Annotated in this window: 14 protein-coding genes and 1 tRNA gene; 8 read left to right on the plus strand and 7 right to left on the minus strand. The window is 34.7% G+C overall.

Translation table 11 applies throughout. The annotated features are described in order from the left end of the window. The first annotated feature begins 419 nt into the window (after positions 1-419). The 4 genes from C4F50_RS09510 to C4F50_RS09525 all read left to right on the plus strand — a co-directional run bounded on the left by C4F50_RS09510 (position 420) and on the right by C4F50_RS09525 (position 5,391). Positions 420-1,724, plus strand: coding sequence for a TolC family protein (locus C4F50_RS09510; protein WP_348536993.1), 1,305 nt, complete (start codon positions 420-422; stop codon positions 1,722-1,724). Positions 1,725-1,795: 71 nt separating this feature from the next. Continuing rightward, a complete protein-coding gene (locus tag C4F50_RS09515; protein WP_193846289.1) occupies positions 1,796-2,845 on the plus strand; it encodes an HlyD family secretion protein in 1,050 nt (349 codons plus the stop codon). A gap of 1 nt (position 2,846) precedes the next feature. Further along, on the plus strand, positions 2,847-4,430 hold the full coding sequence (locus tag C4F50_RS09520; protein WP_193846291.1) for an MFS transporter: 1,584 nt from the start codon (positions 2,847-2,849) through the stop codon (positions 4,428-4,430). A gap of 298 nt (positions 4,431-4,728) precedes the next feature. Next, the gene (locus tag C4F50_RS09525) at positions 4,729-5,391 is read left to right on the plus strand and encodes an HAD family hydrolase (protein WP_193846293.1); all 663 of its coding nucleotides are present in this window, start codon (positions 4,729-4,731) and stop codon (positions 5,389-5,391) included. 107 nt (positions 5,392-5,498) lie between these two features. On the opposite strand, the gene C4F50_RS09530 is transcribed toward C4F50_RS09525, so the two are convergent. The 6 genes from C4F50_RS09530 to C4F50_RS09555 form a co-directional block, all read right to left on the minus strand. After that, a complete protein-coding gene (locus C4F50_RS09530) occupies positions 5,499-6,290 on the minus strand; it encodes a hypothetical protein (RefSeq protein ID WP_193846296.1) in 792 nt (263 codons plus the stop codon). 473 nt (positions 6,291-6,763) lie between these two features. Continuing rightward, complete coding sequence (locus tag C4F50_RS09535) at positions 6,764-7,189, minus strand: hypothetical protein (protein WP_193846298.1); 426 nt, start codon at positions 7,187-7,189, stop codon at positions 6,764-6,766. A 29-nt stretch (positions 7,190-7,218) separates the two neighbouring features. After that, on the minus strand, positions 7,219-7,422 hold the full coding sequence (locus C4F50_RS09540) for a hypothetical protein (RefSeq protein WP_193846300.1): 204 nt from the start codon (positions 7,420-7,422) through the stop codon (positions 7,219-7,221). Positions 7,423-7,559: 137 nt separating this feature from the next. Beyond that, positions 7,560-8,309: a hypothetical protein gene (locus C4F50_RS09545; protein ID WP_193846302.1), complete on the minus strand. Its 750-nt coding sequence runs from the start codon at positions 8,307-8,309 to the stop codon at positions 7,560-7,562. 27 nt (positions 8,310-8,336) lie between these two features. Continuing rightward, positions 8,337-8,807, minus strand: coding sequence for a YcxB family protein (locus C4F50_RS09550; protein ID WP_193846304.1), 471 nt, complete (start codon positions 8,805-8,807; stop codon positions 8,337-8,339). Positions 8,808-8,823: 16 nt separating this feature from the next. Beyond that, positions 8,824-9,054 carry a helix-turn-helix domain-containing protein gene (locus C4F50_RS09555; RefSeq protein ID WP_193846306.1) on the minus strand — a complete coding sequence of 77 codons (231 nt, stop codon included), beginning with the start codon at positions 9,052-9,054 and terminating at the stop codon, positions 8,824-8,826. Positions 9,055-9,141: 87 nt separating this feature from the next. Here C4F50_RS09555 and C4F50_RS09560 point away from each other — a divergent pair, with 87 nt between their 5' ends. Continuing rightward, entirely contained in the window at positions 9,142-9,375 is a 234-nt protein-coding gene (locus C4F50_RS09560; protein ID WP_193846308.1) for a hypothetical protein, read from the plus strand. A 346-nt stretch (positions 9,376-9,721) separates the two neighbouring features. Here C4F50_RS09560 and C4F50_RS09565 read toward each other — a convergent pair. Next, a tRNA-Leu gene (locus tag C4F50_RS09565) sits at positions 9,722-9,803 on the minus strand. A gap of 109 nt (positions 9,804-9,912) precedes the next feature. Between C4F50_RS09565 and C4F50_RS09570 the strand changes: the two genes are divergently transcribed. From C4F50_RS09570 to C4F50_RS09580, 3 genes are all read left to right on the plus strand, one after another. Then, positions 9,913-11,301, plus strand: coding sequence for a dipeptidase (locus tag C4F50_RS09570; RefSeq protein ID WP_193846310.1), 1,389 nt, complete (start codon positions 9,913-9,915; stop codon positions 11,299-11,301). Positions 11,302-11,768: 467 nt separating this feature from the next. Continuing rightward, entirely contained in the window at positions 11,769-12,191 is a 423-nt protein-coding gene (locus C4F50_RS09575; RefSeq protein ID WP_193846311.1) for a toxin-antitoxin system YwqK family antitoxin, read from the plus strand. 15 nt (positions 12,192-12,206) lie between these two features. After that, entirely contained in the window at positions 12,207-13,175 is a 969-nt protein-coding gene (locus C4F50_RS09580) for a DUF6624 domain-containing protein (protein ID WP_193846313.1), read from the plus strand. The last annotated feature ends 20 nt before the right edge of the window (positions 13,176-13,195 follow it).

Genomic DNA, 13,195 nt, shown 5'->3' on the forward strand with positions numbered 1-13,195 from the left:
TTCAAAAAGATTTAAGCAGATTTTGCAGATTTTTTTCAATTTAAATTTTAAAAATGTTTCTCTCGAAGATCTGGCAGATTTTGCAGATTTTTTTAATTATCTTATTAATCTGCTCAATCTGCCAGATCTGCGAGAGGTTTTCAAAAAAAAATAAAAATCTGCTACATCTGTCAAAATCTTTTCAAATCTGCGTGAAATGCCATAAACCAAATTAATTTTGTAATAAATTGTTTTTCAATGTTTTAATATAACGTTTTCGAAAAACAAGATTTTAACGTTTGTCCGAAATGAATATGTTATTGACTTTTTAGAATTATCAGTCATCGTAAAAATGAAAGAACTTTGCAGCATAAAATATTTATGTATTCATGTTCCTTAAAACAACAAATTCTAAAGAAGATTGTTTTCTCAAAAAACTTGTGCTATTTCTAATTTTATTAGCATTCACTAGTTTGCAAGCTCAAGAAGTTCATTCGGTTTCGTTACAAGAAGCGTTGAAACTGGCGAAAGAAAACAACAAAAAAGTCCTCCAATCTCAACTAGAGATTACGCTCGCCGAGCAAAACATCAAAGAAAGAAAAGAACTCCGACTTCCGGATGTCGAATTAAACGGAATGTATTCCAGAATTACCAATATTACCGAATTTAAAGGGAATGGTTTTCTTAATGGTAAAGAAGTTACTAAAGCAATTCCGGAAATCTACGAGGTCAATTCGACTTTTAAAATGCCTATTTACGTAGGTAATAAGATCAATAATGCGATTAAAATTGCCAATCAGGAAAACGAAATTGCTAAAATAAAATCGGAAAAAACAGAAAATGACATCGAACTTGAAGTCGTTGCTAATTATCTGGCGATTTATAAAATGATGGAACTTCAAAAGATCTTTGAAGAAAACATTAAAGAAGAAAAAAGCCGATTAAAAGAAGTACAATCACTCCAAAAACATGGAACGGTGACTAAAAATGAAGTCATTCGTGCCGAATTACAACTCTCAGATCGCGAATTGAATGCGCTTACAAACTCCAAAAACATTAAAATCGCACTTCACGATCTGAAGACGTTGATTCAAATTCCGGAAAACGAAGAAATTGCAATCGACACAACGGCTAATCTTGATAAATTGAATGGTTTAGATCCGTATGATTTTTATATGGATAAAGCTTTGCAAAACGAAGAAATGCGTATTGCGAGCCAGGAATTAAACATCAAAAAAACAGAACTGCAATTGGTGAAAGGAAATTATCTGCCAACGGTAAACTTCTTCGGTAATTATGGTTTTTATTATCCTAACTACAAATTTTTTCCGCCAAATCCGTATTTGTACACTTTAGGACAAGTGGGCATTGAAGCGCGTTTTGATATTTCGGCTTTGTATAAAAACAAAACCAAAATAGAGCAGGCGAATAAAAAAATCGAATGGCAGCAAATGCAGTCTGAAATCATTAAAGATGAAATTCAGGACAAACTCTATAAAGAACATACGCAATATCAGGAAATCCTTGAAAAATTTGTGGTGGTCGACAAAGCCTTGGATTTAGCCAATGAAAACTACCGAATTGTAAAGCTGAAATACTTAAACCAATTGGTCTTAATAACCGAAATGGTTGATGCCGATAATGCTTTGCTTCAGGCAAAATACAATAAAATTTCAACTCATCTGGATGCTGTTTTAAAACATTACGAATTGCTGCATACGGCGGGAATTCTTACGCAGAGTTAGTGTTAGAAGTTAAATGTTAGAGGTTGAGAGTTAGAAAATAGAGAATAGAACATAGAGAATAGAAAAGAGATATGGTTAAGATTAAGAATGAAACTAGAAGAAACAGAACGTTTCATATACTAATAACAATTATTGCGAGTGCGCTTGTGGTAAGCGGGGTTATTTTGGGGATTTGGTTTTATGTATTTAACAGAAATCACGAAGAAACCAACGATGCTCAGGTGGAGCAATATGTAACGCCAATTATGTCCAGAATTACAGGTTATGTGCAGGAAGTTCGTTTTAACGAAAATCAGTTTGTGCATAAAGGCGATACTTTGGTGGTGATTGACAACAGAGAATACCAATCAAAATTGAATGTGGCTTTGGCCGATGTTCAAAATGCAAAACAAAACAGCGTTGTTGCAGAGAAAAATGCGATAAACACAGCCAGCGCGACAGCAATTAACGAATCGCAGTTAGACGCTGCCAAATCGAATCTTTGGAAAACAAAATTAGAATATGAGAGATATCAGGCTTTGGTAAAAGATGAAGCAGCAACGTCGCAGCAATTAGAAAAAGTTAGGGCTGATTATGAATCGGCGCAGGCTCATTTTCAGGAAATGAAAAACAGAATTCATTCGGCTGCTTTAAGTACTTCTGTTGCGGAAGCCAATGTTCCGACAACGCAGACCAATATTGCATCCAAACAAGCCGTTGCGGATAATGCGGCATTATTTCTTTCGTACACGATTATTACAGCGCCTTACGACGGCTGGGTTGGAAAAAGAACTTTACAGCCGGGACAGTTGGTAAAAGAAGGGCAGTCACTGCTTTCAATCGTAAGTAAAGAAAAATGGATTACCGCCAATTTTAAAGAAACGCAATTGCAATATTTAACCGTTGGACAGGAAGTTGAAATAAAAGCCGATGCTTTGAGCGATAAAACTTTCGTTGGTACAATTGCTTCTTTATCGCCTGCGAGCGGGGCAAGATTTTCGTTGCTTCCTCCCGATAATGCAACAGGAAACTTCGTTAAAATCGAACAAAGAATTCCAGTGCGAATTCAGTTAAAAGACACCGACAAACTAACCGATTTTTTAAGAGCGGGAATGAATATCACCGTGATCGCGGCACACTAAAATGGAAGATAAAAGTATTTTTAAATCCTGGGTTCCAAAATGGGCAATCATTATTATTTTGTTTGTCTGTCTTTTGCATTCCATGATTTTACTGGGAGTTTATACCTCAAACGTAACCTACGCAGCAAGTTTTCTGGATATCGAGCCAGAAGATCTGCAGTTTGCGATGTGCGTTACGTACGGAACTTTGCTTGCCACAATTTTAATCGAAAGTAGATTTTCGAGTTTTTTCCCTGCAAAAAATTACCTGATGGCGGTATATTCCTTAATCGGGATTACGATTGTTTCATCGGCGTATATCACTAATTTCTATGTTTTTCTATTGCTGAGAATTGCCGAAGGAATCTTAATGGCGCTTCCGGTAATTACCATCAGACAATTGTTAATTGAACAGTTTAATTCTAAAAATGCCATCATCATTGGTTTTTCGTTTTACTACGGTTCATTGTTATTGTCAACGCCATTTATTATGAATATTGCCGTTTGGTTTCTCGATCATTACGATTGGAAATACATGCTGTATGTTTCGGGCGGCTTGCAGGTTTTGAATGTCTTTTTAATCTTAGTTACTTTTCGCGGACACCGAATCACAAAGAAGATTCCGTTGTATCAAATCGACTGGATGAGTTATTTTTTGGTTTTAACAGCAATTCTTTGCGGTGCTTACTTTTTTGTTTATGCCGAAAAAAAATATTGGTTCGAATCTTCGCAGATGGTTTTAATGTTGATGATCGCTTTGATAACAGGCGGTTTATTTATTTTTAAGGAACTTTTGGTAAAAAGACCAAGTTTTAATTTTGAAGTCTTTAAATACGCCAATTTACGAATAGGATTTTTATTGTTTTTCCTTTTCTATATCAGTCGAGCCACATTGAGTTTGTGCCATTCTGCGATGTTTTCGATCTGGAATTGGGATCCGTCGCGTGTTGCGGGCGTGCAATACATTAACGGATTAGGAAATGTAATCGGACTTATTTTAGCGGCTTATTTCCTGATGAAATCTGTTTCTACCAAAATCATTTTTATGATTGGATTTTCGCTTATTGCGTTGTTTCATTTTTGGTTTACGTTTCTTTTTGTGCCCGATGTGGCTTTATCAGATATCATCGTTCCGTATATTTTGCAAGGAATCGGTGTTGGGTTTTTATTTGTTCCGCTCATCTTATTTACCACATCATCGGTTCCGGCAAATATGGCGGTTTCTTCGGGAATTGTCGGGGTTTCGGGGCGTTTTTGGGGAAGTACAATTGGTTTTTGTGTGATGCAGAATGCCGTTGTATTTTTAAACAAAAAACACTTTTTAAAACTAAGTCAATTCGTAACAGGCGAAAATACTGAAGCACAGCAAACCATAACTGCAACTGCGCAAAGTTTTATGGCAAAAGGATATTCTGCAGATAATGCGAATACTTTAGCACTGAAAAAAGTCTTCGGAACCATTACCAAACAAGCTACTTTATTGGCCGATATGGAGATTTATACGATTGTGGGTTATGGTTTGGTAGTTTTGATTATTCTAATAGCGTGTAATCAGCACTTAAGACAAACGATGACTTTGGTTAAAAGTAAGATTTGGATAGGGTAGTGAATTAATCTCGCAAAGTTTTGGTTGTCAATCTTTGTCGGGTTTAATCTCGCAAAGTCGCAGAGGCGCAAAGTTTTAATTTTTAAAGCTGCAGATTAATAAGAGTTGAAGGATTTTCTCTCGCAGATTTGGCAGATTGAGCAGATTACATTTTTAAGAAGAAAATAAATAATCCGCGTAATCTGCCAAATCTGCGAGAGAAAAAAATCTTTGCGCCTTCGCGACTTTGCGAGATTAAAAAACAAAATCTCTGCGAAATAACCCTATCTTGCAACCTTTAAAAAACAACAAAACAATTATGAGCCAAAAGTGTGTAATTTTCGATATGGACGGCGTAATCTGCCACACCAATCCGCATCATGTCGTAGCATTCGAAGAGTTTTTCAATAAATATAAAATTCCGTATACGAATGAAGAATTCGAAGAACATATGTACGGAAAACACAATAGTTATATCATGACGCATTTCTTCAAGCGCCCAATTGAGGGAGAAGAACTGCTGAAACTAGAAGATGAAAAAGAAGGAATGTTCCGTGAAATTTATAAAGACAAAGTAGAAACGATTCCGCATTATTTGGATTTTTTAAGCGAATTAAAATCCCGCGGTTTCAAAACGGCTGTTGCAACATCAGCTCCGCGCGCCAATTTAGATTTGATTGCCAATTTCCTGAGACTCGACCAAAAAATGGATTCGATGATGTCCAGCGAAGACGTAACTTTTCATAAACCAAATCCAGAAGTTTATTTAGAATCTGCAAAACGTGTCGGCGTTTCTCCGTCTGATTGTGTGGTTTTCGAAGATTCTTTTTCGGGTGTTACAGCAGGATTAAATGCCGGAATGAAAGTCGTTGGCGTTTTAAGCACGCATACCAAAGAACAATTGCCGCCATGTGATTTTTATATCAATGATTACAGCGAAGTGAATGTGGATAAGATCCTTGAGCTTTTAGATAAAAAGTAATTTGTAAAAAGTAAAAAGTAAACTTTGCGCCTCTGCGTCTTTGCGAGATTAATTTTAAAGTATTAAACTTATGAATCTCTCGCAAAGTCGAGAAGGCGCAAAGTTTTTTAATACTTCTCCTCCAAAAAAGCAATCCATCCTTTTTCAAATTCTTCTGGAGTTATTTTCAATGTTTTTTCAATATCGCCAAACGACGAAATCAATTGAGGAACACTGTCTTTTCCCCATTTTGAAGTGATGTATTCAATAATGGTATAACCAATATTATAAATCTGATTGCTTTTATTTAAATTTTCTAAAGTCAGGTTTTTGCTTTTGGCATATTTTACGCTTAAAGTATTTACTTCTTTTGCTTCAAAAATACTGATCGATTCCCAAAGCCAGCGCGGATATTCGGCTTTGAATTTTTTATCAAATTCTTTTTCAAAAGTTTTTGGGTCCTGCGTGATAATGGTTTCTTTAGCTTTATTGATTAAAATATTTAACTGAACGCAATGCGTAAATTCATGAAGCGCCGTTTTGAGCGGGTCGTCGGGAAAAATAGCACTAAACCAATTACTGTAGACAAAATGAAATTCGTTTGGGCCACGGCTTGTACCTTTTGTGTTTTCTTTTAAACCAGTAGCAGCATTAAATTTGTATTGCGAACCGTAAACAAAAACTTTTATGACATCGTGTTGTACATCTTTTAGATTTTCTCTGATCGGAGCATAATTGTCTTCTAGATGTCTGCTGACTTTTTCGGCTTCACTTTTGTAAATCCCGCTATAGGAAAGAATAAAATGTTCTGATTTTAAAGTTTGAGTTTCCTGTTTAACGGTAAAACTTCGAACCGTTCTTGCAAAGTAAAAAACAATAATAAGTCCTAAGAGGATGACTAATAATCTGTATTTTTTCATGTGTTCTAAATGATTTTAGAGTTTTAAAAATGAATAAAATAAGGAGAATTAGTGTTTTTGGTATTTTAAAAATAAGAATATTTAGGGATTAAAACATAAAATAATTAAAGAAATTTCTGAACAACCACAAGGTTTGTTACGAACGGAGCTGCTCGCGGAGATTCTTCGACTTCGCTCAGAATGACAAAACTAGATGAATTGCCTCCAGCTTTAGCTGGAGGTTGTTTTATGTTTGAAAGTGAAAGGCTTTAGCCGAAATTCATTTTTTAATTACTGTTTTCCAAATTTGATTTTTTTCATCAAAGATGTAAACTTCATTTGAATCTAAACTTATAAAATTCTTAAGTTTAATTTTTTCTGGGAAAATGATTTCTCCAAGAAGGCTTAGTTGTCCATCTTTTTGTTGAAGTATTTGGATTTTTTTTCTTTGATCTGTAGAAGGGTTATTATTGACAATAAATAAATTTGTCTTTTTACTTTAATTCCTCAAAAAAAGCTTTCTTATTATGTTCAGTCAAATACAAGCATTCATTACCTTTTTCATCCATCTTTTTCTTGATGTCAAAATTATAAGAGCCATTAGATTCTTGACGTATTTCGGTGCCGCACCAGCTCCAATGTAACATATTTAATTTTTTGTTATTTGAATTACCGCTGATTTCTTCGTAAGGGGTTGCACCATCAAATTCAAATTCTTTAAAATCAATATTTTTTGTTGATTCTCCATTTTTTAAATTTCCAATGAAAGTTCCTGCAATTACCAAAGAGTCAAGATTTTCTCCTGTTTTATTATAGAATTGGGCATGAAACCTTTTGAGGTTGAAAACAACAGCCATCAAAACAATAGTTACGGAAATCGAAATGAAAAATTGCGTTTTTTTACGTTTTGAAATCGTCATTTTTTGTGATTTTGAGTTTTATATTATATTTAAAATAATGTCATCATTAAACCCAAAACTAAAAGAAAAATAGAAGAACTCAGTAGAAGCCACAAAGTTTTTTGCTGCCATTTTGCTTTTAAATCCCGAAGCATTAAAATAGAATTAGCAAAAGAAAAAATAACAAGAAAGATGCATAAAAGTAAAGTACCAAAACTTCCGTATTCATAGATCCAGCGAAAATCGTTTGACATTCGAAATCTTTCTATAAAACGTTTTGTGAAACAACTTAGAAAAAATAATATCGGAATTACAATCGCAATTTTCTGAGTCAGATCTAATTTTTTGTTGTTCATATTCTAATCTTATTAAATGGATATAAACAGTTTTTTTATCTCATCCAACCCTCAATTTTATAATTTTTAGAAAATAATTTTCTTTCTTTAGCGCCATTATCTGGTTTAAGCCAAACTTCAAATCTTGCGGCATACGGATCTCCCCAATCGCCTTCATAAATTGTAAAGTGGTCGTGTGTACTGAATTTCTTTATGCTGTCGGTCGGATTGTAAATTTGAATAAAAGTTCTACTGGGTAAATCTTCAGCAGAAAGTGCTTGTTTTTGGGTAATTTCAAAAGCTTTCAGATAAATGGTGCCGCTTTCGATTTTTCCGACCCAAAAATCATATTCGTAAAGTCCAGGCTGAAAAGAATTATAAAGTTGAAAATCTATTTTTTCTACAACTCTGTTTGTTATGCTGTCAGGCCTTTTGCTGGTGTCAAACGATTCCAAATCAATAGGATTATCAATTGGAATATTTTTCGGAATTGTTAGGTTTTTTGCCCAAGTATCGGGTGTTTCGTCTGCTATAAAAAATGCTGCCATTGAAACAAGAATCAATATGAATATTGTTGCGCCAAATAACAATAAACTAATAAGACTTTTCAGCCATCTTTTTTCGGAAAGCTGATATAGAGCAGAGGCTAATAAACCTAATAAGGCTAGACCAAATAATCCGAAAATAATAGTTTGAATAAGCGAATTGTTTATAGAGCTGGAAAATAACAAAAGAAGTGTTGAAACAAACCAAAACCATATTGGTTTAAACCAATTTTCAAAAAAGCTTGAAAAGAATTTTGTCATATGATTTCAGGTAGTTTTTAGCCTAAATTACTTCTTCTTAATTTTCAAAAATATTTCATTTCTAAACCAGTTTTCATCTTCTACAGTTTCAAAAATTCGTTTAGGGAAATATACACTTTGTGTTTTTGATAGGTACAAAAGATAGACATCTTTTAATTCTAGGGTTTTGATAAAATTATCAATTCCGGCTCTGCCATCTGCAGAACCTAAATAAGTAATGATTTTATCTGAAGAGATTTGATATTGTCTTTCCTCAAAAAAACTCTTGTTTTCATTAGAGTTTGTAAATCTCCAATATTGCAATAGTATAATTAAAGGATAAAGAATGCTAAAACCAATCAAAAAAATATCAAAAGAATCTTTTTCGTCTTTTAAAAGAATAAAGATAGTAACCAGCCACATAAAAGCAAACCACCACCAGCGTTGTTTTATTAAAACTCTAACGATAATTGAAAAATATTCTTTTTTGGTGAGGTTAAATTTTTTGGTGGCGATCATTGGGGATTAATATGTTTTATTTGGAATGAAAATCGAGTAACTCTTTAGGTTCAATGCCCAAAGCATTAGCAATTTTAAAAAGGGTTTTTATTCCAGTATTTACTTTCGCAACTTCTAATCTTGCTATTTGAGATTTGTCAATATTGCAATCGTCAGCTAAACCTTGTTGGGATAAGCCTCTCTTTTCACGTAATTGCCTCACGTGAATACCAAGATTTACAAGAAAAGTTTCTTCTGAAATATTCATATTTCAAAAGTGGAAAAGATTTATTTCGTTCATGTAGGCTAATTCGCCCACAAATTATTATATTTGCCTCAAATAAAAAATAAGATAATGACTACAGAAATGCTTTCAAACGAAGTTGAAAATAGACTAAAAGCCTTTTTTACTGATGTTATCGATCCAAAAGACATGGCGAAAACAATACGAGAGGTAAATTATATTCTTTCGTTATGTTCCATGCGCGGATGCGAAACAGTAGAAACTGAATTCAACAATCTCGAAGATAATTTTTATTGGCTCAATAGATTGGCAGAAGTTCTGGATCCTTATTTGGATGTTGTTTAAGTAAAGAAATGGTGTTTTTAGGCACCGATCATTTCGACGAAAGGAGAAACCAAAACAGCAAAACTGACAAAAAATTCCAGATTGATTTGCGCAATTTTTTCATAGTTTGACAACCTGTTGGTGATGCTGGGGATCTTCTTTCGTCAAGGTGAATTATAATGCAGATTGCCAGATCGTTTGTCATTTCGACGTAAGGAGAAATCTCCACGAGAAGCTCCACAAAGATTGGATATTCGCAACGGAGCTACTTGCGAAGATTTCTCCTTACGTCGAAATGACAAGATTGTGCGAAATTGGTATTTTCCAAAAACAAAAAAGCTTCTGATTTCTCAGAAGCTTTTTTCAGTGCGGATAATAGGACTCGAACCTACACGCCTTGCGGCACCAGATCCTAAGTCTGGCATGTCTACCAATTTCACCATATCCGCGGAATTGTGGGTGCAAAGATAGGCATACTTTTGAATTATCAAAGCATTTTTTGAAAATTTTTTTTAATTCTCTTTTTCGTACTTTTGGTTTTCTATAAAAATAATTTAAATGGAAAACATTAAGTCGTACGTTCAACAACATAAAGATCGCTTTATCAATGAGTTGATCGAATTATTAAAAATTCCGTCGGTAAGTGCCGACACCGCATACTCGCAAGATGTTATCGATACCGCAGAAGCTGTTAAGGAAAGTTTAACAAAAGCAGGCTGCGATTTAGTCGAAATTTGCGATACTCCAGGTTACCCAATTATTTATGGAGAGAAAATAATCGACCCAAATCTTCCAACGGTTTTAGTTTACGGACACTATGATGTACAGCCGCCAGATCCGTTAGAATTATGGACTTCGCCACCATTCGAACCCGTTATCAAAACAACAGATATTCACCCAGAAGGCGCAATTTTTGCCCGCGGTGCTTGCGATGACAAGGGGCAGATGTACATGCACGTAAAAGCATTAGAATATATGGTGCAGACCAATAATCTGCCTTGCAACGTAAAATTCATGATCGAAGGCGAGGAAGAAGTAGGTTCTGCAAGTTTGGCTTGGTTTGTACAACGCAATCAGGAAAAACTTAAAAATGACGTGATCCTGATTTCAGACACCGGAATGATTTCGAACCAACAGCCGTCTATTACGACAGGTTTAAGAGGTTTGAGTTATGTTGAAGTAGAAGTTACAGGTCCGAACCGCGATTTGCATTCAGGATTGTACGGCGGGGCGGTAGCGAACCCAATTAATATTTTGGCAAAAATGATTGCTTCGCTTCACGACGAAGATAATCATATTACGATTCCAGGATTCTATGATAAAGTTCAGGAATTATCTGCAGAAGAAAGAGCCGAAATGGCAAAAGCGCCTTTCAGCTTAGAAAAATATAAAAATGCTTTAAACATTGCTGATGTTTACGGCGAAAAAGGATATGTAACCAACGAAAGAAACTCGATCCGTCCAACATTAGACGTAAACGGAATCTGGGGCGGTTACACGGGAGAAGGTGCTAAAACGGTTATTGCGAGCAAAGCTTTTGCTAAAATCTCAATGCGTTTGGTTCCAAATCAGGAATGGGAAGAAATTACAGAATTGTTCACAAAACACTTTACAAGCATTGCTCCTGCTGGAGTTACGGTAAAAGTAACGCCGCACCACGGAGGTCAAGGTTATGTTACGCCAATTGACAGTATCGGATATCAGGCGGCAAATAAAGCGTATACAGAAACATTTGGAGTTCCTGCAATTCCGGTTCGTTCTGGCGGAAGCATTCCGATTGTAGCTTTGTTTGAGAAAGAATTAAAAAGTAAAACCATCTTAATGGGCTTTGGTTTGGATTCTGATGCAATTCACTCGCCAAACGAGCATTTCGGAATTTTCAATTACTTAAAAGGTATTGAGACGATTCCGTTGTTTTACAAGTATTTTGTGGAATTGAGCAAGTAATATTTGCCGCGAAGACGCTAAGGCACAAAGTTTTTATATAGAATCCGTTCAGCAATGAGCGGATTTTTTTGTGGGCGTTCCCTTCGGTCGGGCTTTCGGCTATATCTTTTATTCCGCTCCGCTGCATAAAAGGATACCGCCTCAATCCCTAACGCAATCGGTAAATCAAGAAAAATTTGCCGCGAAGACGCTAAGGCACAAAGTTTTTATATAGAATCCGTTCAGCAATGAGCGGATTTTTTTATGGGCGTTCCCTTCGGTCGGGCTTTCGGCTATATCTTTTATTCCGCTCCGCTGCATAAAAGGATAACGCCTCAATCCCTAACGCAATCGGTAAATCAAGAAAATTTCAATTGTAAGAACTTTTAATTCTGAGGATATCAGAATCTAAAAAAAATATTTGCAAGTTTGAAAATTAATTCTACATTTGTAGAACAACATCTATAATTGTAGAAACAAACAAGGATATGAAAAACTTTTTTTTACTATTGTTTTGCGGCTTAATGCTTTTGAGTTGTAAAAGCAAACCGATTAATCAGAAGGTTGACAGGAAAAAAGAAGGTGTTTGGATTGAGAGCTATTCTCAAGACAGTATCACTTATAAGTCTGTTGAATATTACAAACACGATCAGCCGGTTAAAAAATGGAAATCCTACATTAATGGAAAAATTTATAAAACCGAGAAATACAAAAACGGAATCTGTATTGCAAAAACCTATTATGAAAATGGAAGATTAGAATCTAAAGGAAAAACAAAATTAGAATCAAATTCGGTTGAAACGCATTGGTTTTATTTTGGAGAATGGAAATTCTATTCTGATAAAGGAAAATTAGTTTCGATTAGAAAATATAATAAAGGCGAATTGATTTCGGAACACAAAATGAACTAACTTAAACCTTCATAAATGAAAAAACTAATTTCCCTGATTTTGATTGTTTGTTCTTTTTCTGCAAAAGCACAAACTTATAAAAAACTTGTGTCAAAAGCAGATTCCTGTTATCAGGCAAAAGATTATAAAATGTCTGTTGTGTATTATGAAAAAGCATTCAAAATAGAGCATAAAAATAAAACAAGTTTATACAATGCAGGCTGTTCGGCTGCTCAGGCAAATGAAAATAAAAAAGCCTTTAAATGGCTTAATCTTGCAATTGATAATGGTTATGAAGCAATGGCGTATCTCAAAATTGATGGCAATTTAAAAGCTTTGCATGATACAAAAGAATGGGAAAAACTTTTAGTAAAATTTCAGAAGAAATTAGATATTTTGGAGCGGGATTATGATAAACCGCTTCAAAAAGAACTTTTAGCTATATATACAGATGATCAGAGTATTCGAATTGATTTTATGAAAATTTATGAAGCTGATAATGCCAATAAAAAGGCCATCGACAGCGTGGGGCAAATAATGATTCGCAGAGATAGTATCAACTTGATAAAGATAATTAAGATTCTGGACGAAAGAGGCTGGGTTGGTAAAGATGTTGTGGGGTCGCTTGCCAATCAGACTTTGTATTTGGTAATTCAGCATGCTGATTTAAAATATCAGCAAAAGTACCTGCCTATGATGAGAGAGGCTGTTAAAAATGGCAATGCAAATGCACGAAATCTTGCGTACCTAGAAGATAGAATAGCCTTGAGAGAAGGAAGAAAACAAATTTATGGAAGTCAGTATTCAAAAAATAAAGCGACTAATAAATGGTACATATCGCCCTTAATAGATCCTGATAATATAGATAAAAGACGCGCTGAAGTTGGTCTTGGAACTATGGCGGAATCTGCTGCAAAAATGAATATAGAATGGGATGTTGAGGCTTATAAGAAAGAATTGCCTGAATTAGAAAGAATAATGCTTGCAGAGAATAAAAAGAATTAAGATAGAATTTAAAACCTTAG

It is taken from the genome of Flavobacterium hungaricum, assembly GCF_015182285.1.
GTDB lineage: Bacteria > Bacteroidota > Bacteroidia > Flavobacteriales > Flavobacteriaceae > Flavobacterium > Flavobacterium hungaricum.

What these genes read in the sequence shown, in the direction of transcription:
- C4F50_RS09575 (WP_193846311.1), top strand. Translation starts at nt 11,769, where the DNA reads ATGAAAAACTTTTTTTTACTATTGTTTTGCGGCTTAATGCTTTTGAGT.
- C4F50_RS09555 (WP_193846306.1), bottom strand. Translation starts at nt 9,054, where the DNA reads ATGAATATTTCAGAAGAAACTTTTCTTGTAAATCTTGGTATTCACGTG.
- C4F50_RS09580 (WP_193846313.1), top strand. Translation starts at nt 12,207, where the DNA reads ATGAAAAAACTAATTTCCCTGATTTTGATTGTTTGTTCTTTTTCTGCA.
- C4F50_RS09570 (WP_193846310.1), top strand. Translation starts at nt 9,913, where the DNA reads ATGGAAAACATTAAGTCGTACGTTCAACAACATAAAGATCGCTTTATC.
- C4F50_RS09520 (WP_193846291.1), top strand. Translation starts at nt 2,847, where the DNA reads ATGGAAGATAAAAGTATTTTTAAATCCTGGGTTCCAAAATGGGCAATC.
- C4F50_RS09545 (WP_193846302.1), bottom strand. Translation starts at nt 8,309, where the DNA reads ATGACAAAATTCTTTTCAAGCTTTTTTGAAAATTGGTTTAAACCAATA.
- C4F50_RS09535 (WP_193846298.1), bottom strand. Translation starts at nt 7,189, where the DNA reads ATGACGATTTCAAAACGTAAAAAAACGCAATTTTTCATTTCGATTTCC.
- C4F50_RS09540 (WP_193846300.1), bottom strand. Translation starts at nt 7,422, where the DNA reads ATGTCAAACGATTTTCGCTGGATCTATGAATACGGAAGTTTTGGTACT.
- C4F50_RS09550 (WP_193846304.1), bottom strand. Translation starts at nt 8,807, where the DNA reads ATGATCGCCACCAAAAAATTTAACCTCACCAAAAAAGAATATTTTTCA.
- C4F50_RS09525 (WP_193846293.1), top strand. Translation starts at nt 4,729, where the DNA reads ATGAGCCAAAAGTGTGTAATTTTCGATATGGACGGCGTAATCTGCCAC.
- C4F50_RS09530 (WP_193846296.1), bottom strand. Translation starts at nt 6,290, where the DNA reads ATGAAAAAATACAGATTATTAGTCATCCTCTTAGGACTTATTATTGTT.
- C4F50_RS09515 (WP_193846289.1), top strand. Translation starts at nt 1,796, where the DNA reads ATGGTTAAGATTAAGAATGAAACTAGAAGAAACAGAACGTTTCATATA.
- C4F50_RS09560 (WP_193846308.1), top strand. Translation starts at nt 9,142, where the DNA reads ATGACTACAGAAATGCTTTCAAACGAAGTTGAAAATAGACTAAAAGCC.